The sequence below is a fragment of the Luteibacter sp. GL_149 genome, from assembly GCF_057834065.1.
Map to the genome: position 1 here is coordinate 442,278 of NZ_CM174395.1, position 19,348 is coordinate 461,625.

Here is a 19,348-nt window from a genome sequence, read left to right on the forward strand (position 1 = left end):
GGCAGACGTAGCGTTCGCCGGGCGATTGTCGTTCCCTCAGGCGTTCGCCGGAAACGCGCCCCCACTTCCCACCCCCCATCCCCGCTTTTCCAAGTACTCAATATAGATCGATCGGGTCTACATCGAGTGACCAACGTACCTTGCGGGCCGTCGGCAACGCGGCCAACGCGTATTGCCATGGGCGCAGAAAAGCATGCAGGCGCGCACGGGTGTCGGCTTCGACCAGCAATTGCCCCCGGTGACGCCCGGCTCGCAGTGGCATGGGCGCCGGCATCGGCCCTGCCACGCGCATGTCGCCGGGATCGCCGATGGCCTCGTTCGCCTGGATGAGGAAGGCATCGACGTCGGCGCGGTCGTGGGCGTCGGCGCGCAGCAGCACCTGATGGGCGTACGGCGGCAACTGGATCAGCTTGCGCTCCGCCAGCAGCTCCTTCGCCACGGCGCCGTAGCCGCTGCGCAGCAGCGTATGCAGCAACGGGTGGTCGGGATGATGGGTTTGCAGCAGCACGCTGCCCGGCTTGCGGGCGCGCCCGGCGCGTCCTGCCACCTGTACTACCAACTGGGCCAGCCGTTCGCTGGCCCGAAAGTCGATGCTGTGCAGTCCCTCGTCCACGCCGACGATCGCGACCAGCGTGAGGTTCGGCAGATCGTGCCCCTTGGCCAGCATCTGCGTACCGACGAGGATCGCCGGCTTGTCGTCGCGCAGGCTGGACAGCAGTGTGTCGAAGGCGTCGCGGCGCTGGGTCGTTTCGCGGTCGACCCGGATGACGGGCGTATCGGGAAAGCGCTCGGTCAACGCCTCTTCCAGACGCTCGGTGCCCTGTCCTTGTGGGCTGATGTTGGCCGACTTGCAGCTAGGGCAGGCCTCGGGAACGTGCGCCGTGTAGTCGCAGTGGTGGCAGATCAGGCGCCGTCGCCGGGCGTGCAGGGTCAGCGGGCGGTCGCAACGCGGGCAGTCCGCATGCCAGCCGCAGTCGTAGCAGAGCAGGACGGGGGCGTAGCCACGCCGGTTGCGGAACACCAGCGCCTGTTCGCCCCGGCCGATGCAGTCGGTCACGGCCGCGAGCAGGGTTGGCGACAGGCCGTGGTCCAGGCGTTGCGCGCGCATGTCGACAATGCGTACCTGCGTCGGCTGGGAAGCGCCGGGACGGCCGCGCAGGGCGACGCGTTCATAGCGTCCGGCATCCACGTTCGCGAGGCTCTCCAACGACGGCGTGGCCGAACCCAGCACAACGGGCACGCCATGGGCACGGGCGCGGACCAGGGCGAGATCGCGGGCGTGGTAGCGAAAGCCTTCCTGCTGTTTATAGGAAGGATCGTGCTCCTCGTCGACGATGATCAGCCCGGCGTTGGGCAGGGGGGTGAACACCGCCGAACGGGTGCCGAGTACGACCTTGGCCGTGCCGTTCCGGGCGCGCAACCACGCACGGGCGCGATCGCCTTCGGCAAGATTGGAGTGCAGCACTTCGATGGCGACGCCCAGTCGTTCGCGCAGCCGGCGTACCGTTTGCGGCGCGAGGCCGATCTCGGGAACCAGGAGCAGTGTCTGCCGGCCCTCGGCCAGTGCGCGCTCGATCAGCGCCAGATAGACCTCGGTCTTGCCGCTGCCCGTGACGCCGTCCAGCACGAAGGGCTGGAAGCGGCCGAACGCGGCGCCGATGGTGTCCACGGCCTGGCTTTGTTCGTCGCTGAGTGCCGGGCCCGGTGCCGGACTGGCGGGAAGGGCGACTTCTTCGAGATCGAGTTTTTCGACGAGCCCGGCTTCCGCCAGACGACGCGCGGCTGCGCGCCAGCCCGGTAATGCCAGCTGCAGTTCGTCGGCGGCGCGTGGTCCGTCCGCGAGTGCCGTCAGCAAAGCCGCGCTTCCGGCCTTGCGACTGCCCGCGTCGAGCGCGCTCCGTCCTTGCAGGGTCATGGCCCATACCTCGCGCCCGGTCGCGGGCAATGCCCGGGGTTCGCGAAGGGCGAGCGGTAGTGCGTTGGCGAAGGCCTCGCCGGGCGCGCCAGCCCAGTACTCGGCAGCCCAGCTCAGCGTCGCCAGCAGTTCCGCATCCAGCAACGGCGCGGGGTCCAGGACTTCCAGCGCACGCTTCAGCCGGCCCTTGCCGACCGTCGCCTCGGCGGCCGGATCGATCACGATGCCGAGCATCTCGCCGCGGCCGAACGGCACCCGTACGCGAGACCCCGCGGCAGCGACACCTGCTTCCGGAGGCAGGTAGTCGAAGAGGGTCAGCAAGGGTAGGGGAAGGGCGACGCGAAGGACTGCGGGCATGGTCGGGAAGTGTACCCGCGCGCGAGATCGGAGCTGGTCAATCTTTGACCAGCCGCTTTGCGGGCACGATCATGGAGTTGGCGTCGGATGACGCGAGTTGTCGGAGGAGTCCCCGGTAAGTGCCCGTCATGCGAAGGGTTTCCCGGTTATCCACAAGTCCTGTGGATAAGTCTGTGGATGAGTGTCGGATGGAGGCCATCCAAGGCGCATGGTTAGGCCCTTCGAGTCAGCTTGGGTACATTTTAACCAAGCTGAAATGTACTTATATATCAATGACCTGAAAAAACATGGCGCAGGCTCTTCACTTCGCTTCGTCAGGATATTGACAATTGCGACGGCCGTTCGCGGGCTGTGTACAACCTGGTTCGGCTAGGAAAAAATCCTAGCCGTCAATGGGCCATGGAAATCACGATGGACATGCATAGCGCGGCTACCAACAGCCAGAAGTAGATGCTGCCTACCAGCCAGTATTTGAAGACCGTCATACCCCAGCCTTGCCGGTAAATCCGCCTCTGCATGATCAACAGGTAGACCGGGATCCAGAGGACCATCGCAAACTGGACCCAGCCAATGCCGCTGGCCACGATCCCGGCATGCGGTCTCACCCACGCGGCGAACATGCCCAGGATCGTCAGGATCAGCAGCGACAGAAACATGAACGCATGGCTGTGCAGGCACGCTATGAAGTGTTCCATGTAGAGCCGTCGGCGGAAGACATAGAACAGCTTCAGGATGAGGGCAAAGATCGGCAGCAGGACGAACATGACCTGGGGTAGTACGCCGAACACGCCATCCTGGAGACGGCGTGCCGCCAGTTGGCGCTGCGGACCGCCGTTCTTCAGCAGGATGACGTTGGCCTTCATATGAACGAGCCCTTCACTGATGCGCTCGTTGAGGAAATTGGGCAGCCACCAGGCATGGACCTCCACGGGGAAGGTGGACATGTCCCTGTCGTTGCCATTGCCGGGCAGCGCCCTGGGCGTCGGCAAGGCGTCGGCGCCCAGCTGGATCAGTCGTTCGTTGGCGGCTTTCCAGACGATCGTCTGACCGGCTTCGATGCCCATGCGGGCCATGGCGGGAAGTTCGGGGTTGTCCGCTGCCTGTTCCAGGCTCTCGATCCGCGAGGCGTAAATCGTCTTGACCTCCTCCGGCGTCTTCGCCGCGACGAACGCGTCGGTATTGCCGATGGCGACGGGTTCTTCGTTCTTGAAGCTCGCATGTTCGGCCGTGCCCAGCATCATGTGGACGAAGAAGAACGCCAGCAGGCAGAACACGAACATCAGGCGGAACGGCGCGATATAGCGCACCCGGCGGCCAGCGAAGTATTCGAGGGTCAGGAAGCCCGGCTTGAAATACAGCGCGGGCAGGGTATGGATCACGCGCTCGTCGAGGTGGAAAAACAGATCGCCCACGTCCTCGATCATGTGCGAGACCGGTCGCAGCACGCTCTTCACCGACTGGCCGCAGTGGTAGCAGAACTCCCCTTGCAACTCGGTGCTGCAATTGGCGCAAAGAAGCACCGGCGCCGGCTTCAGTTCATTCATTCGTCTTGTCCCCCGACATGAAGCGCAGATGATGGCATGCCCCGCCGCCTTCTTGTAGGAGCCGCGCCTCGCGGGTTGTATCGCCGACTATATTTGTAGGAGCCCGCTTGCGGGCGAAAGCCAACGGAGCGGAGATGATGTGGTTTACATCCGCAGCCCATGGCTCGGGCTCGCGAATGTGAGCATCCGTCTTCCCCGCCCTGTTGGCTTTCGCCCGCAAGCGGGCTCCTACAAAACCGGCAAGCGGATGGGGTCGCCCAGCGCCATTTGAGGTTGTGCCTTACAATACCGACCACTTTCCCCGCAGTCCCCACCCATGTCCATCGACCGTGCCCGCGCCAGGCGCGACATTGGCGCCACCCTCCGGCTTGCCCTGCCGATGGTGATTGCCCAGTTGAGCGCGATCGGCACGAATGTCGTGGACGCCGTGCTCGCCGGACACCTCAACGCCCATACGCAGGCCGCCGTGGTCACGGGCGCCAGCATCTGGGCGCTGGCTATCGTCGCGGGTATCGGCACGATGATGTCGGTGCCCCCGACCGTGGCCCAGCTCGACGGTGCCGGGCGTCGCGCCGAGGTAGGCGCGGTATTTCATCAGGCGTTGTGGATCGCATGGGGGCTGGGTGTTCTGCTCTGGTTCGGCGTGCGTCATGCCGCGCCGCTGATGAATGCGTTCGGCGTGGTGCCCTCGCTGCGGCCCGACGTGACCGGTTTCCTGCACGCCATCAGCTGGGCGGCACCCGCGCTCACCACGTATTTCGCGTTGCGCGGGCTGTCCGAAGGCCTGTCGATGCCGCGACCCTCCATGTACTTCAGTTTCGGCGGACTGCTGGTGCTGGCGCCGCTGGGTTACGTGCTGATGTACGGCAAGCTCGGCTTCCCGCCCATGGGCGCGCGAGGCAGCGGTATCGCCACGGCGATCGTGCTCTGGCTGGAAATGCTGGGTTTCGCGGCCTACGTGCTGCTCCACCGGAACTATCGCGACCTGAATCTTCGCCAGCGCTTCGTCCTGCCGCGTCGCCAACCCATCGGCCAGCTGTTGCATATCGGTGTGCCGATGGCGGTCACGCTGTTGATGGAAGGTGGCCTGTTCGTCGCCGTCGCCTTGCTGATCGGCCGACTGGGCGAAACGGTGACCGCCGCCCATCACGTGGCGCTGAACGTGGCATCGGTCGCCTTCATGATCCCGCTGGGTCTGTCGATGGCCATCACCGTGCGCGTCGGCAACGCCGTCGGTCGCGGGGACGGCGCGGGCGTGCGCTATGCCGGGTTCTGCGGCATCGCACTGATCCTTGTGACGCAGCTGGTTTCGTCGGGCGTGATGCTGGCGATACCCGGCCCCATCGCCCGGCTGTACACGGGCGATCCCGGCGTGCTCGCTATGGCATCGCAGTTGCTGATACTGGCGGGTTTCTTCCAGTTCTCCGACGGCATCCAGGTCGCGTCCAACGGCGCCCTGCGCGGGTTGAAGGACACGCGCGTTCCCATGGTCATCACCATGTTCGCCTACTGGGTGGTCGGGATGCCCGTCGGCTGGTACCTGGCCTTCGTGCACGACCTCGGCGCGCGAGGGATGTGGATGGGCCTGATCGCCGGTCTTTCGATGGCCGCCGTGCTGCTGTTCGCAAGGTTCTACCGGATCAGCGCTACCGAACGCTGGCGGGGCAATTCGGACACTTCGCCGCCCCTGCCGTTACACACGTGATGCGCGTCGCCTGACGCGTTACGCTGCACGCAACTCCAAGAGGTCTGCCCCATGACGGAACGCCACGACGCCATCCCGCCGCCCCTGCCGCGCCCGGCTCCGCCGCCGCGTCGCCGGAACGGTTTCGTCGCGGCGTTGTTCGGCTTCGGCCGTGGCGTCAACGTGGTGCGGCTCGTCATCATCAACGGGATATTTTTCGGGCTGCTCTTTGTTTTCCTGCTGGTGCTGTTCACCAGTGGCGGAAGCAATGCCATCCAGGACAAGACCGTGCTGGTGCTCGCGCCGGAAGGCCAGCTCGTCGAGCAGTTCAGCATCGATGCGCTGTCGCGCGCGTTCAGCCGGCTTTCCGGCGAGCAGCCGAAGCAGACCCAGGTGCGCGACATCGTCGGCGCCATCGACGCGGCGGCGAAAGACGCGCGGATCACGCGCATCCTGTTGAAGCCGGACAAGCTCCAGGCCGGCGGTTTCGCCGCGCTGCGCGAAGTTGGCGCGGCGCTGGACCGCTTCCGCAAGAGCGGCAAGCAGGTGCTGGTCTGGTCGGTCAATCTCGATCAGGGCCAGTATTACCTTGCGGCACATGCCGACCGCATCCTGATCGACCCGCAAGGCGGCGTCATTGCCACGGGCCTCGCGAACTACCGGCTGTTCTACAAGGACCTGCTCGACAAACTCGGTGTGCAGGTGCACCTGTTCCGCGTCGGTCAGTTCAAGTCCGCCGCCGAACCCTTCATCCTCGACCACGCGTCGCCCGAATCGAAACAGGCCGATGCCTTCTGGCTCGGCGGCCTATGGGATACGTGGATCGACGAAGTGTCGAAGCGCCGTGGCATCGATCCCGCCGCGCTACGCGCCGATATCGACGAACTGCCACAGCGTATCCAGAGCACCAACGGCAACCTGGCAGAGCTGGCGCTCAAGGAGCACCTTGCCGACGGCATCGCCACCGAACAGCAGCTGGTCGAACTGCTGCATAAGGAAGGCGTGCCGGCCGGACGCCGCGAAGAGGCGTTCCGACAGGTCGACCTGTCGGGATATATCGCCGATCGCGGTCTTTCGATGGATGCGTTGACCACGAAGCCCGGCGTTGCGGTTGTCGTGGCCGAAGGCGAAATCGTCGGCGGTAAACAGGGCCCCGGCAGCATCGGCGGCGATTCGACGGCACAGCTGATCCGTCAGGCGCGCAACGACAAGCGCACCCGAGCACTGGTGCTGCGCGTGAACTCGCCCGGTGGCGAAGTGTTCGCCGCGGAACAGATCCGTCGCGAAGTGGAACTTACGCGCGACGCGGGCATTCCGGTCGTCGTGTCGATGGGCGATATGGCGGCGAGCGGCGGTTACTGGATTTCGATGAATGCGGATCGCATTTTCGCCGAACCCAATACGATCACCGGTTCGATCGGCATCTTCGGCATGTTCTTCACCGTGCCCGACACGTTGCAGAAATTCGGTGTCACCAGCGACGGTGTCGGTACCGGTCCGCTTGCTGGCGCATTCGACATCACCCGTCCGCTCGACCCGAAGGTCGGCGTGCTGATCCAGAGCATCATCGACAAGGGTTACCGCGACTTTGTCGGCAGCGTCGCCAAGGCGCGCAACAAAGACTTCGCATCGGTCGACGCCATTGCACAGGGGCGCGTGTGGACGGGGCAGCAGGCACTGGAGCGCGGTCTGGTCGATCAGCTCGGCAGCCTCGACGACGCCGTTCACGCGGCGGCGGCCAAGGCGAACCTGGGCGACGATTTCAGCGTTCGCTATGCCGAAAAGCCGATGGGCGCGTTCGAACGATTCCTGACGAATATGAGCGAGAGCTCATCGGCGCACGTCGCACTGTCGTACGGCGTACGACTGCCGTCGTGGGTGTCGCAGCTGCCGATGCTGGCGCCTGAGCTGGCGCTGTTTCGCAATGCGCAACCGGGTAAGCCGCAGGTTTATGCGTATTGTTTCTGTTCGCCGCGCTGATATAGCGCGGCTTCTGCGCTTCGTGGGCTATCGCGGACAAAGTCCGCTCCCACCAAGTCGGCTCTTGATCGGTGGGAGCGGACTTTGTCCGCGATAGCTTACGGCGCGTAGAAGCAGTACCGCCTATTTATCCTGCGCATCCACGGCATCGCGCTGCCGCTTGGCCTGATCGTCGACCGTCTTCTGCACATCCTCCGCACGCTTCTTATCCGCCAGCAACGGATCCCATGGCGTTGCCACGCGCGCAGTGGATGCGGCAGCTTGCGGGGTCGGCGGCTGCGGTTCGATCTTCTTCGAGCAGGCGACGCAGGCGAGCGTAAGCACGGCGAACACGGCAAGTCGGTTCATTAGTGGCTCCAGGCGATTCGCCCGGAGTCTAGCGCAGCCGCGCCGCGTAAAAGTCGTCGTCCGTCTCGACCGCGATATCCCAGTCGAACAGCGCCGAAAGGCATTCGTCGCGCAACAGGCGTTCTTTCGGGCCCTGATCGAGCAAGGCGCCATCGCGAAGCATGACGACGTGACCGATTTCGGGAACGATTTCCTCGATGTGATGCGTGACGAGAATCAGCGTCGTGCCTTCCTGCGCCAGACGGCGAAGATGATCGAGAAAACGGCGACGGGTGCCCGGATCGAGTCCGGCGCATGGCTCGTCCAGCAGGAGCGCGCGGGGCCGATGTACGAGCGCTCGCGCGATCAGGACGCGGCGAGCCTCGCCAGTGGACAGCGTAGCGACGTCGCGATCGGCCAGATGCGCGGCATCGACCCGATGCAGTGCGTCCAGCGCCTCCCGGCGCATGGTGTCCGTCACTTCGTGATCGAGCCCGAGCGTCAAGGAAGCGAAGAAGCCGGACAGCACGGCATCCAGGGCGTTCTGCGTCAGCCCTTCGAACTCGCGGCGCAAATCCGACGAAACCACGCCGAGCAGGCTGCGTAGTTCCACGACATTCCACCGGTCGCGCCCGAATACCCGTAGCACCGGTTTGCCGTCGTCGTGCACCAGCGGATAGATGCGCCGTTCGATCAGCTTGACCAGCGTCGACTTGCCCGAGCCATTGGGGCCGAGGATCGCCGTGTGCTGACCGGCTTCGATCCGCAGCGAAAGCCGGTCGAGCAGGGCATGCCGGTCGCGGACCACGGTGGCGTGGTCTATCTCGAGCAGCGGGGCGGTCGGGTCCACGGGGCGTCTCCATGCGGGTGCGGGTCGCCTCATGTTCGCACGTTGTACGATGCGCGGATAACGACGGAGATCTCGCATGCACCCACGACTCGGCAACTGGCGACTGGACGGCCGAACGGCCCTGGTGACGGGAGCCAGCAAGGGCATCGGCTATGCCTGTGCGCGCGAACTCGCGGCGCTTGGCGCCGACCTGCTGCTGGTGGCGCGCGACGAACTGCAACTGGAAGAGGTGCGTGCCGAACTGGCGGAAGAATGTCCCGACGTGGACGTTCTCGCATTCGCCGCCGATCTGGCCGATCAGGAAGACCGTCTGTCGGTTTTCGACTGGGTCGCCGATCTGGGGGTCAGCCTGTCCGTGCTGGTGAACAACGTGGGCGGCAACGTCCCGCGTGCGACGCTGGAATACGCCGGGGCCGAATACCGGCAGCTCTTCGAACTCAATGTGTTCTCGGCCTTCGAGATGTGCCGTCTCGGTTATCCGCATCTGGTCCAGCACGCCAACGCCGCGATCGTGAACGTCGGCTCCGTTTCCGGTATCACCCATGTACGCACCGGATCGCCGTACGGCATGACCAAGGCCGCGTTGCTTCAACTCACGCGCAACCTCGCCTGCGAATGGGCCGAAGACGGTATCCGCGTGAACGCCGTGGCGCCCTGGTATATCCGCACGCAGCGTTCGGAGCCCGCACTGGCGGATGCCGAGTATCTGGAAGAAGTCCTCGACCGCACGCCCATGCGTCGTATTGGCGAACCCGAGGAAGTAGCCGGCGCGGTGGCGTTTCTGTGCCTGCCGGCATCCAGCTATGTCACCGGCGAGGTCATCGCCGTGGACGGCGGGTTCCTGCGCTACGGGTTCTGACCGCAGCCGGCGAGCTTCGCTTTCAGCCGTGCGGCTTGCTCCTCGAACGGACCTTGCTGGCTTTTGAACGCGTTGCGCAGCTTGAGATCGTTCTGGTCGTATTCGTCCCGGATCGCGCTGCACGCTTCGGCGGGACTCAGTTCGCGGCACTGGTCCTGCACCCAGACATAGTTATTCGCGACGAGCGTGGAACTCACGCGTCCGCGGTTGAGTTCCGGCGCGGAACCGCCCGCGTTGTTCGGCGGACCATAGACATCGGCGAGTGGCTGTTGCACGGCGCCGAGTACGCCGAAGGGTGCGAGATAGGGATCGGGATGACCATTGGCGCTGGTATACGGTTTGCCGTCCGTCGCGCGAATGCAGGCGTAGACGCGTGGCGGCGGCACGTGCGGCGGCGTGGGCTGCGGGGGAGGCGGCAACGCCTCTTCGCGTGGCGGGGGCAACGGCATCGGCGCGACCTGGCCTGACGCAGGCGCGGAATCCTGTAGCTGGATGGTGTTCTGTTTCTGACCCTTCGCGCACGGTTGTTGCTGGTAGCTGGGCAGGCCGTTCGCGCCGACGCACTTGTAGATCGTCTCCGCGCCTGCCGGCGCACAGGTCGCCAGCAGAAGCGGGAAAAACCAGCGCAGTCGCATCGTCAGAACTCGGCGGCGTGTTCTTCGGCGGCGAAGCCGATCGTCAGCGCACCCTCGCCGACATTCACCATGCCGGTAATGCTCATCGGACTTTCCATCAACTCCACACCGGCGTCGCCGCAGGCGCGGGTGAGTGCGTGATAGCCGACGAGATTGCGCATGTCGTCGAGGTCGCCGCCGTAGCTCAGCGAAAGTGCCGGCACCAGCAGGCCCGCCTGCACACGCTTCGCCGCGTAGTCGAAAAGGGTTTGCGCACCGTGCTCGAAGCCGCGTACTTTCCCGACCGGTGCGGTCTCGCCGCGATACGCGCGCAGCAGGGGTTTGATATCCAGCGCCGAGCCCAGCATCGCGCTCAGCGCGCTGACGCTGCGATCGCCCTTCTTCTTCGCCCGCGCCCGCAGGTAATGCAGGTCGCGGGGCATCATGTAGCCGTAGGAGTTGTTGGCGATATGCGCCACCCGTTCGCGCAGCTGCTGCGGGGGCTGTCCGGTCTGGATCATGCGGATGGCCTCGGCCACCGACGGCCCGGAACCGGCGAAGATGCTGCGGGTATCCACCACGCGCATCAGGAAAGGACCGGCTATGCCGGCGGCTTCGCGAACGGGGCGATAGTGCTTCAGGATCGCGAAGCTGGCCTTGATGACGTTGTCGTGGATCGGGCTGCGCGTCGCCATGATCGTCAGGCAGATGACGCAGTCGTATTCCTTGACCATGCGATCCAGGAACAAGTGCTGGACGTCCTCGACGGTACTGGGCTCGGTTTCCGCCGAATGGCCCCGGCTGCCGAGCTTCTGGTCCAGGAATCGCTGGATTTCCACGGGATCGCGGTCGTCCTTGAACACGTGGCCGTCCACCCGGACGGTGATCGGCATCACGGCGATGCCGTTCTGCTCGATGAAGGATTGCGGCACATCGCAGGCCGCATCGATAGCTACGCCGATTCGCATCTGGAGCTCCCCCTGCCTGTCCCCTTGCGGGTGGTCGGTAGTTGAGAAGCACCCTTCCGCTTCGCCTACCTTCGTTAAGGCGGATGCTACACTGTGTGTCACAAACTTTGGCAGCTCGCCGGCGTGGCGTCGCCGGTAACCGCGCCGCACAAATCCATTCCGGCCCCAGGGTCTCGTGGATGCCGTGTCGGCCCCGCCTGGCGTGATCCGCAATGAAAACCAAGAACGAAATCGTCTCCAACTGGCTCCCGCGTTACACGGGCACGCCGGTCGAGGAGTTCGGCGAGCACATCCTGCTGACCAATTTCGGCCATTACGTCGAACGTTTCGCCGAAGAACACGGCGTACCGGTCAACGGCCGCGACCGGCCCATGCCCAACGCCACGGCGGATGGCATCACCCTCATCAACTTCGGTATGGGCAGCCCCAACGCCGCCACGGTCATGGACCTGCTGGGCGCCATCTCGCCCAAGGCCGTGCTGTTCCTGGGCAAATGCGGTGGCGTGAAGAAGAAGAACGCTATCGGCGATCTGGTGCTGCCGATCGCGGCGATCCGTGGCGAGGGCACCTCGAACGATTACCTGCCGCCCGAAGTTCCCGCGCTACCGGCCTTCCAGCTCCAGCGCGCGGTGTCCACCATGATCCGCGACCTCGGGCACGACTACTGGACCGGCACGGTCTACACGACCAACCGTCGCGTCTGGGAACACGACGAGGTATTCAAGGACTATCTGCGCCGTACGCGTTGCATGGCGGTCGACATGGAAACCGCGACGATCTTCGCCGCCGGTTTCGCCAATCACATTCCCTGCGGCGCGCTGCTGCTCGTTTCCGACCAGCCGATGATTCCCGAAGGCGTGAAGACGGAACTCAGCGACAAGAACGTCACCGCCAACTTCGTCGAGCGGCACATCAAGGTTGGTGTCGAAGCGCTGAAGCTGGTGCGTCGTCATGGTCGCAGCGTGAAGCATCTGCGCTTTGAAGACGACGGCGACACCGAGTAAACCATTACTCGATGGTGTGGTGGATGTGTCGGGTTTCCACGGGCAGCGCCGTCGACGATGCCTGTGCATCGACTTTGTTAAGCGGTATATCGGGGCTGCCCGGGGCAGGCGGTATCGTCCATTCGCGAGCCAAGTGGACGCGCATGTTGCGTTCGTTCTTCGCTGAGTAGCGATAGCAATTCGACCGTAGTGCGATGGACGCCGACGTCATGTTCGTTTCGCATGGCCACGCAGAGGACCACTTTGTTTCGGCATCGTCGTGCACAGCGGCCATGGTATGGCCGTATTCGTGGGCGATGATGGTATAGCGTCCATCGAGCGATGCCAGGGCCTGGTCGCCACCGAGCCACGCTTGCCCGGAGGTGCCGGGGGACGTATTGCCGGTCGTGACAAGCATGAACTTGAAATCGAGCGAGCTGGACGCGCGAGGCAGTTTTTCGCGTGCCGAATAGGCGTCTATTGCTTTCGTCCAATCCTGAAGCGAAGACTCGTGACCATAAGATATATCCGTAAGACCTTCGATTTGCTGGCTGTAGATTGTCCATAACCGGCGCGTGGGAAGGATTTTCGCCATATCCGCGATCCACCAGGCCACATAGCGTGCATGGATGTGCTGCCGTTGCACGTCGAGTGTGTCGTCGTGCAGGAACATCCAGAAGACGACGGTAGGCGAGCCGGATTTGCGTGTTGACGTCGAAGAGCGTAATCCATCGGCCGGATTGTGCGGTGTTTGGGGGTCCGGATCCGTTGGACGCATATCTTGCGGTGCATCCGCACGTACGTGGTGAGGAGCGTCGGTATCGCTGCTGAATCCGGTAACGGCGACGCCATCGGGGCCCGGCACGGTGATGTCCAGATGGTCGCCCGATCTTGTCACCACGGCGGTTTCGCCCTGCCAGGTCGCAAGATACATGGTGCCCGGTACGTCGCCGGGAAACCGAAGCTCGGCATCCAATGGCGATTCGATGAGAAGCTCGCCGTCGCTTGCGGTCTTCCGGGCTTGCCCATCCGATGCTGGAAGTACGACCGTGCGGGGGAGGCCGGAAGCTACCGCTTCGTCGAATGCCGCGACAGCATTCGCGGTTCGTGCAGACAGGTGCTCGCCGGCGATTGCCGTGACGGCGGGAAGCGCAAGGAGAAATGAAAAGATTGGGCGAAAACAAGCGTATGGCAATGCCATCGGCAGTCCTTTGCGAGGGCGTCGCAGTGGGGACTGCGAGCAGTGGCGCCCTAGTCTAAGCGCGTCGCATATTCGTTATGACACTCTGGACATCCGTAAGGGCGAAAGCCTACTTGCACATGAGGTCACGCCGCCATCGGATGCACGTTACCGCTCGGCTACGCTTCCGCCTTTGTGACGATACAACGGATCCTTATGCGCGATGTTGGCGATAGGCGTCGATGAATGCACCGGCGCGTTCGCGCGTTCGCTCAGGCGTTTGACCGGGCTTGTAGAGGTCGCTTCCAAGTCCCGCGCCGACGCAGCCCGCATCGAGGAATTCGTGCAAGTTCTCCGGCGTGACGCCGCCGACGGCAAGTAGCGGCAGGTCCTTCGGCAACACGGCGCGGATAGCCTTGATATACGCCGGACCGAAGATGGTGGCGGGGAAAAGTTTCAGGGATTGCGCACCGGCCTTGATGGCGGTGAATGCTTCGCTCGGCGTCGAAAAACCGATAGCCGTGTACATCCCGCTCTCGCGGGCTTGTTTGATCACGATGGGATCGGTGTTCGGCGTCACCATCAGCTTGCCGCCGAGTCGGGCGACTTCCATGGCGTCTTCTGGCGTAAGAACCGTGCCCGCACCGATCAGCGCGCGTTCACCGTATCGCGAAACGGCAGCGGGAATGCTCAACTTCCAGTCGGGCGAGTTGAGCGGGATTTCGATGGCATCGAATCCCGCGTCGACCAGTGCGCCGACATGGGCGAGCGTTTCTTCGGGCGTGATGCCGCGAAGGATGGCGATCAGCGGCAGGGACGTCGGCCAGGTCATCGGACTCACTCGTGGTACAGCTGGGAACGGCCGCCATCGATGAGGATATCGGCGGCGTTGATGAAACGTGCTTCGTCGCTGGCGAGGAAGAGCGCGGTATAGGCCACCTCGTCGGGTTCGCCGATGCGCTTCGTCGGCAGGATATCGGCCTGACGCTGACGCTCCGCCGCCGGATCCGGCGCGGCCGCGAAGCCGGCTTCGGCGATGGCGGTAAGGATGAGGCCCGGGGAGATGGAGTTCACGCGCACGCCCTGAGCGGCGTACTGGATGCCCAGTGCGCGCGTCAGGCCGATCAGTCCGTGCTTGGCCACCGGATAGGGGAAGCAGTTCGGAATGATCTTGTGCCCGTGCACGGAAGCGATGTTGACAATACTGCCGGCCTTGCCCGCGAGCATGTGCGGAAGCACGGCCTTGCTGCAGTTCCACGCGCCTTTGAGGTCGACTTCGAAACAGCGGGCCCACTCGTCGTCGCTCAACGTCAGCGGGTCGTTGAAGACATTGATGCCGGCATTGTTGACGAGGACGTCGGGTGGACCGAAACGCTGCAAGGTGGCTTCCACCATGCGGGCGATGGCAGCGGGATCGGTGACGTCCGCCTGAAACAGCATCGCATCGTCCGTGCCGATGGCGGCGAGGGTTTCATGCGCCGCTGCGTTCTCTTCCAGCACGTTGATAACGACTTTCGCACCGTGTGCCGCGAACAGGCGCGCGGTGGCTGCACCGATGCCCTGGGCAGCGCCGGTGACGAGGGCGATCTTGCCCGCCAGTCGGGGCAGGGGTGTCGTGCGCGGGTCGGGGCGCCTGGTTGCCGCGGTCATGCGTGTATTCCTTGGGGTACGTGTCCATAACGGCTTTCGCGAAGGCCGTGTCCTTTCGGCGCTTTGCCGAGGAAGACGGCACCATGCAATGGCTGCCGTTCGATGTCGTCGTTATTCAGCCCCTGGCGAGCCGATGTGATTGCCAGCTGGTCGAGTTCGCGGCCCACGAAGGCGACGCAACTCGGTTGGCGGGCCGGCAGGTCGACGATGGCATCGATGCGGCCGTCCGGTGCGTAACGCACGACGCGCGAGGCGCCCCATTGCGCGTTCCACAGAAAGCCATCGGCATCGATTGTCGAGCCATCCGGCTCGCCCCCGAGTACGGGGTCCAATTCGGCGAAGCCGCGAATGCGGTCGACGTCGCCGGTAGCGGCGTCGTAATCGCAGGCCATGATGCGCAGACTGGGCGAATCGGTGAAATACATCGTTTCGCCGTCGGGACTGAAACAGATGCTGTTCGTGATCGCGGCCTTGGGCAGGGCGAGGCGAGTCAAGCGACCGTCCGCGCCATAACGATAGAAAGAGGCGATCTTCTCGCTGCCGCCTTCGTTCAGCGTACCGAACACGAGATTGCCCGCGCGGTCGCAGCGACCGTCGTTGGCGCGCGTACTGGCGATTTCGGGCTCGATATCGTCGAGCGTCACGATCGATCCATCGTGTGTATCGAAGCGCACGAGCTGGTGTTCGAGCGCCAGGAGCAGCATGCCCGGCTTATGCGTCAGGGCAAAGCACGCCAGACGCGCGGGAAGAATCCAGTCCCGGCTCTTGCCGGTGGCGGGATCGTATTCCCACAGGCGCGACGCGTGGATATCGGTCCAGCGGATCACGCCGGAAAGATCGTCCCACAGCACGCCTTCGGCCAGTGCGTGACGGGACGAACCCAAGGGCTGGAAGGTGTCGTTCGCTGCCATCAGCGGGACTGCCGGCGATTCTTCAGCTGATCGACCAGCACGGCGATCAGCAGGATCGTGCCGCGCACGAGGTACTGATAGAACGCATCGATGTTCATCAGGCTCATGGCGTTTTGCACGGTGCCCATGATGAGAACGCCGACGAGTACGCCGCTGATGCTTGCCCGGCCGCCCATCAGGGATACGCCACCCAGCACGCATGCGGAAATGACGTTCAGCTCGAAGCCTTCGCCCGCGTTCGGCTGGCCGCTGGTCATGCGCGAGGCGAGGATGATGCCGGCGAGTGCGGCCACCGCACCCTGTACCAGGAAGATCAGGATGCGCGTGCGGTCGACGGAGACGCCGGCCAGCCGCGCCGCGTCCGGATTGCCGCCGATGGCGAGCGTGTTCCGTCCGTAGATCGTCTTGTTGAGCAGTACGCCGAACAGCACGAAGCAGGCCAGGGTGACCCATACAGGCGCCGGCAAGCCAAACAGGATAGAGCTGCCGATACTGAAGAAGGCTTCGTTGGCGACGCCGACGGCCTGACCCTGCGACGAGATGAAGGCCAGTCCGCGTACGATTTCCATCGTCGCCAGCGTTGTGATCAGCGCGTTGATCTTCAGCTTGGCGATCACGGCACCGTTGACGAAACCGATCGCCGCGCCCGCCATCAGCGCGGCCGCGATGCCGAGCGTGACGCTGCCGGTGGCATTGGACACGATCGCGCACAACACGCCGGCGAAGGCGACGGTGGAGCCGACCGAAAGATCGAAGTCGCGCGATGCGAGACAGAACATCATCGTGCACGCGACCATGCCGATCTGCGACACGGATAGCGCCAGACCGACGACGTTATCCCACGAGAAGAAATATTCGACGGTGCAGCTGAGCACCGCGAACAGTGCGATGAAGATAAGAATGAGGCTGTAGTCGTCGACGAATCGCCAGAATGCGGCGCGACGTTCGGTATGGCTGCTGCCGGGCGCCAGGTCGAGTGCCGGGGCGGTCTTGCTGTCGGTCATGGTGAAACAGTCCTCGTGGTATTCGCATCCGCGCGTGCCGCGCCTTCGGGCAACGCCCTGGCCAGCACGGCTTCTTCACTGGCTTGCTCGCGGGTGAACTCGCCGGTGACCCGGCCGCCACACATGACGATGACGCGGTCGGACACGCCGAGTACTTCGGGCAGTTCGCTCGACACCATCACGATCGCGACACCGCGTTCGGCTAGTTCGTAAAGCACGTTGTAGATTTCGTTCTTCGCGCCGACATCGATGCCGCGCGTGGGTTCGTCGATAATCAGCACCCGGAGATCTTTCTCCGCGAGCCAGCGCGAGAGCACGGCTTTCTGCTGGTTGCCGCCGGACAGGAGGCGAATTTCCTGGCGACGATTCGGCGTACGGATGCGCAGGCGCTCGATAAAGATGTCGGCCGTGCGCGCTTCGTTGGCTTCGTTGACGAACATGCCGGCGCGCAGATGATTGCGGCGCGCGCTGATATTGATGTTCTCCGCGACGGAGCGCACACCGATGATGCCGTCTTCCTTGCGATCTTCGGGACAGTACATCAGGCCGCTACGAATCGCGGAACGGATATCGGAGCTACGTAGCGTTTTGCCATCGATGGCCACCGTGCCGCCGCTTCTGCTGTCGGCGCCGTAGATCAGGCGCATGGTCTCGCTGCGACCCGCGCCGACAAGGCCGAAGAAGCCGACGATTTCACCCGCGCGGACATCGAATCCGATGGGCTCGGCGACCGCATGTCCGGTCACGTCGCGCACGGCAAGGCGAACGTCGCCCTGTACGCGGGGACGGTAGCCGAAGATGTCCGAGATTTCGCGACCGACCATGCGTTGGACGAGGGTGTCGCGTGTGATGCCTTCGAGGGTCGGGAAATCGGCGACCTTGCGACCGTCGCGGAAAATTGTCGCCGCATCGCAAAGTTCGAAGATTTCGTCCAGACGATGCGAGATATAGATCATCGCCTTGCCCTGCGCCTTCAGGTCGCGGACGAGGCGGAACAGCACGTCGGTTTCGCGATGCGACAGCGAACTGGTCGGTTCGTCCAGCGCGAGGATCTTCGCATCGCGCAGCACGGCCTTGCAGATTTCGACCATCTGACGTTGGCCGATGGAAAGCTGCTTGAGCTTCGCGCGGGGATCGAGGTCGACGCCCAGCGCATTCAGGCGCTGGCGCGTCCAGTCCAGGGCGCGGCGGCGGTCGACCAGACCCAGTCGGGTGGGCAAGCGGCCGAGCAGGAGGTTTTCCATCACCGAAAGTTCGGGGACGTATTGCAGTTCCTGATGAATGATCGCGACGCCGGCTTCGATTGCGTCGGCGGCGGAACGGAACGCACGCGGCTCGCCGTCGATCATCAGGCGGCCTTCGTTGGGCACGTACTCGCCGCCCAGGATTTTCATCATGGTCGACTTGCCGGCGCCGTTTTCGCCGAGCAGGCCGTGGACGCTACCCGCGTCCACGCCGAAGCTCACGTCCGACAGCGCGCGAACGCCTGGAAAGGCCTTGCCTATACCCTGGAACTCGAGAAACGACATCAGAGGCCCATTTCCTTGCGGACTTCGGCTGCGTTGTCGCGTGTGACGAGCTTGCCGGTGGTAAGCGTCAGCATCGGCGGCGCCTTATTGCTGGCGATCCAGTCGTACATGTTCACCGACGTTTCATAGCCGTGGCGCTTCGGGCTGATCAATACGCTGCCGTAGAAGCCGGTCGGCTGCGCCTTGGCGAATTCGTTGAGTGCGGAGCGGCTGCCGCCGATACCGACGCCGATCATGTTCTCGGCGCGGAAGCCGCGACCTTCGGCGGCGCGTACGGCACCCAGCACGGCTTCGTCGTTCAGCCCGAACGCGATCCAGTGCTTGAAGTTCGGATGCTGCGTGATAGCGATATTCGCGGCGTTGAATGCGTTTTCCGTATCCGTCTTCGCTTCCGGCGCGTTGACGATGTTCGCCTTCGGGAAGCCCGCGGCGGTCAGCGCGGCGATGGCGCCGTCGGTACGGTCGCGCGCGGTCGGCAGCTGGTCGTAGGAGATGCGCAGCGCACCGGTATCCTCGGGCTTCCATCCACGCTTCTTGATTTCCGCCGCGATGGCTTCGCCGACCTGCTCGCCGATCTTGCTTGCCGAAATGCCCATGTGCGGCACGGTTTCGATCGGCTTGCCCGAGCCGTCGACAAGGCGATCGTCGACGGTCATCAGCTTCAGGTTATTGATCTTCGACTTCGCGACGATCGACGGTCCGAGCTTCACGTCCGGCGTGCAGATGATAAAGCCCTGCGCGTGCTGCGCCTTGAGATTGTCGATGGCGGTCAGTACCTGATCGCCGCTCGGCGCACCGATCTTGACGAGGGTGAAGCCTTTTTCCTTCGCCGCCTGCTCGGCGTATTTCCATTCGTCCTGGAACCAGGGTTCCTCGGGCTGCTTCACGACGAAGCCGATCTTTACGGTGTCGACGGCGAAGGCGGGCGCGCTGGCCATGGCCAGTGCGACGGCAAGTGCGCGCAGTGCGAAAGCGAATCGAATGTTCATCATG

The 19,348-nt window shown here is 64.0% G+C and carries 17 protein-coding genes; 4 read left to right on the top strand and 13 right to left on the bottom strand.

Annotation, left to right across the window (positions count from 1 at the left end; all coding sequences use genetic code 11):
• Nucleotides 1-97: 97 nt before the first annotated feature.
• Together AC3IR3_RS02000 and AC3IR3_RS02005 are read right to left on the bottom strand one after the other, a co-directional pair.
• A complete protein-coding gene (locus AC3IR3_RS02000) occupies nt 98-2,272 on the bottom strand; it encodes a primosomal protein N' (RefSeq protein ID WP_489195378.1) in 2,175 nt (724 codons plus the stop codon).
• 389 nt (nt 2,273-2,661) lie between these two features.
• On the bottom strand, nt 2,662-3,816 hold the full coding sequence (locus tag AC3IR3_RS02005) for a DUF3667 domain-containing protein (protein ID WP_489195379.1): 1,155 nt from the start codon (nt 3,814-3,816) through the stop codon (nt 2,662-2,664).
• A gap of 316 nt (nt 3,817-4,132) precedes the next feature.
• Here AC3IR3_RS02005 and AC3IR3_RS02010 point away from each other — a divergent pair, with 316 nt between their 5' ends.
• Both AC3IR3_RS02010 and sppA read left to right on the top strand, forming a co-directional pair.
• The gene (locus AC3IR3_RS02010; protein WP_489195380.1) at nt 4,133-5,521 is read left to right on the top strand and encodes an MATE family efflux transporter; all 1,389 of its coding nucleotides are present in this window, start codon (nt 4,133-4,135) and stop codon (nt 5,519-5,521) included.
• 51 nt (nt 5,522-5,572) lie between these two features.
• Nucleotides 5,573-7,480 (top strand): signal peptide peptidase SppA, encoded by a 1,908-nt coding sequence (sppA, locus tag AC3IR3_RS02015; RefSeq protein ID WP_489195381.1) that lies wholly within the window; start codon nt 5,573-5,575, stop codon nt 7,478-7,480.
• 123 nt (nt 7,481-7,603) lie between these two features.
• Here sppA and AC3IR3_RS02020 read toward each other — a convergent pair whose 3' ends face one another.
• Nucleotides 7,604-7,828, bottom strand: coding sequence for a hypothetical protein (locus AC3IR3_RS02020; RefSeq protein WP_243649177.1), 225 nt, complete (start codon nt 7,826-7,828; stop codon nt 7,604-7,606).
• Nucleotides 7,829-7,856: 28 nt separating this feature from the next.
• Entirely contained in the window at nt 7,857-8,657 is an 801-nt protein-coding gene (locus AC3IR3_RS02025) for an ABC transporter ATP-binding protein (RefSeq protein ID WP_489195382.1), read from the bottom strand.
• 76 nt (nt 8,658-8,733) lie between these two features.
• On the opposite strand from AC3IR3_RS02025, the gene AC3IR3_RS02030 reads away from it, so the two are divergent.
• Nucleotides 8,734-9,516: an SDR family oxidoreductase gene (locus tag AC3IR3_RS02030; protein WP_489195383.1), complete on the top strand. Its 783-nt coding sequence runs from the start codon at nt 8,734-8,736 to the stop codon at nt 9,514-9,516.
• Here the strand turns inward: AC3IR3_RS02030 and AC3IR3_RS02035 are convergent.
• Both AC3IR3_RS02035 and AC3IR3_RS02040 read right to left on the bottom strand, forming a co-directional pair.
• The gene (locus AC3IR3_RS02035) at nt 9,504-10,151 is read right to left on the bottom strand and encodes a DUF4124 domain-containing protein (RefSeq protein ID WP_489195384.1); all 648 of its coding nucleotides are present in this window, start codon (nt 10,149-10,151) and stop codon (nt 9,504-9,506) included. The two genes, AC3IR3_RS02030 and AC3IR3_RS02035, sit on opposite strands and share 13 nt — an antisense overlap.
• A 2-nt stretch (nt 10,152-10,153) precedes the next feature.
• A complete protein-coding gene (locus AC3IR3_RS02040) occupies nt 10,154-11,098 on the bottom strand; it encodes a DegV family protein (RefSeq protein WP_489195385.1) in 945 nt (314 codons plus the stop codon).
• A gap of 212 nt (nt 11,099-11,310) precedes the next feature.
• Here AC3IR3_RS02040 and AC3IR3_RS02045 point away from each other — a divergent pair, with 212 nt between their 5' ends.
• Nucleotides 11,311-12,102 (top strand): AMP nucleosidase, encoded by a 792-nt coding sequence (locus tag AC3IR3_RS02045; RefSeq protein WP_132142365.1) that lies wholly within the window; start codon nt 11,311-11,313, stop codon nt 12,100-12,102.
• Nucleotides 12,103-12,106: 4 nt separating this feature from the next.
• Here AC3IR3_RS02045 and AC3IR3_RS02050 read toward each other — a convergent pair whose 3' ends face one another.
• The 7 genes from AC3IR3_RS02050 to AC3IR3_RS02080 all read right to left on the bottom strand — a co-directional run bounded on the left by AC3IR3_RS02050 (nt 12,107) and on the right by AC3IR3_RS02080 (nt 19,347).
• Nucleotides 12,107-13,282 (bottom strand): hypothetical protein, encoded by a 1,176-nt coding sequence (locus AC3IR3_RS02050; RefSeq protein ID WP_489195386.1) that lies wholly within the window; start codon nt 13,280-13,282, stop codon nt 12,107-12,109.
• 193 nt (nt 13,283-13,475) lie between these two features.
• A complete protein-coding gene (locus tag AC3IR3_RS02055) occupies nt 13,476-14,093 on the bottom strand; it encodes a 2-dehydro-3-deoxy-6-phosphogalactonate aldolase (RefSeq protein WP_489195387.1) in 618 nt (205 codons plus the stop codon).
• Nucleotides 14,094-14,098: 5 nt separating this feature from the next.
• Nucleotides 14,099-14,911 carry an SDR family oxidoreductase gene (locus tag AC3IR3_RS02060; RefSeq protein WP_489195388.1) on the bottom strand — a complete coding sequence of 271 codons (813 nt, stop codon included), beginning with the start codon at nt 14,909-14,911 and terminating at the stop codon, nt 14,099-14,101.
• Nucleotides 14,908-15,822: an SMP-30/gluconolactonase/LRE family protein gene (locus tag AC3IR3_RS02065; protein WP_489195389.1), complete on the bottom strand. Its 915-nt coding sequence runs from the start codon at nt 15,820-15,822 to the stop codon at nt 14,908-14,910. Before AC3IR3_RS02065 ends, AC3IR3_RS02060 begins: the two co-directional genes overlap by 4 nt.
• A complete protein-coding gene (araH, locus tag AC3IR3_RS02070) occupies nt 15,822-16,826 on the bottom strand; it encodes an L-arabinose ABC transporter permease AraH (protein WP_489195390.1) in 1,005 nt (334 codons plus the stop codon). The genes AC3IR3_RS02065 and araH overlap by 1 nt, the downstream gene beginning before the upstream one ends.
• Nucleotides 16,823-18,355, bottom strand: coding sequence for an L-arabinose ABC transporter ATP-binding protein AraG (gene araG / locus AC3IR3_RS02075; RefSeq protein WP_489195391.1), 1,533 nt, complete (start codon nt 18,353-18,355; stop codon nt 16,823-16,825). The genes araH and araG overlap by 4 nt, the downstream gene beginning before the upstream one ends.
• Nucleotides 18,355-19,347, bottom strand: a complete 993-nt coding sequence (locus tag AC3IR3_RS02080; RefSeq protein ID WP_489195392.1) for an arabinose ABC transporter substrate-binding protein — start codon at nt 19,345-19,347, stop codon at nt 18,355-18,357. Before AC3IR3_RS02080 ends, araG begins: the two co-directional genes overlap by 1 nt.
• Nucleotide 19,348 lies beyond the last annotated feature (1 nt).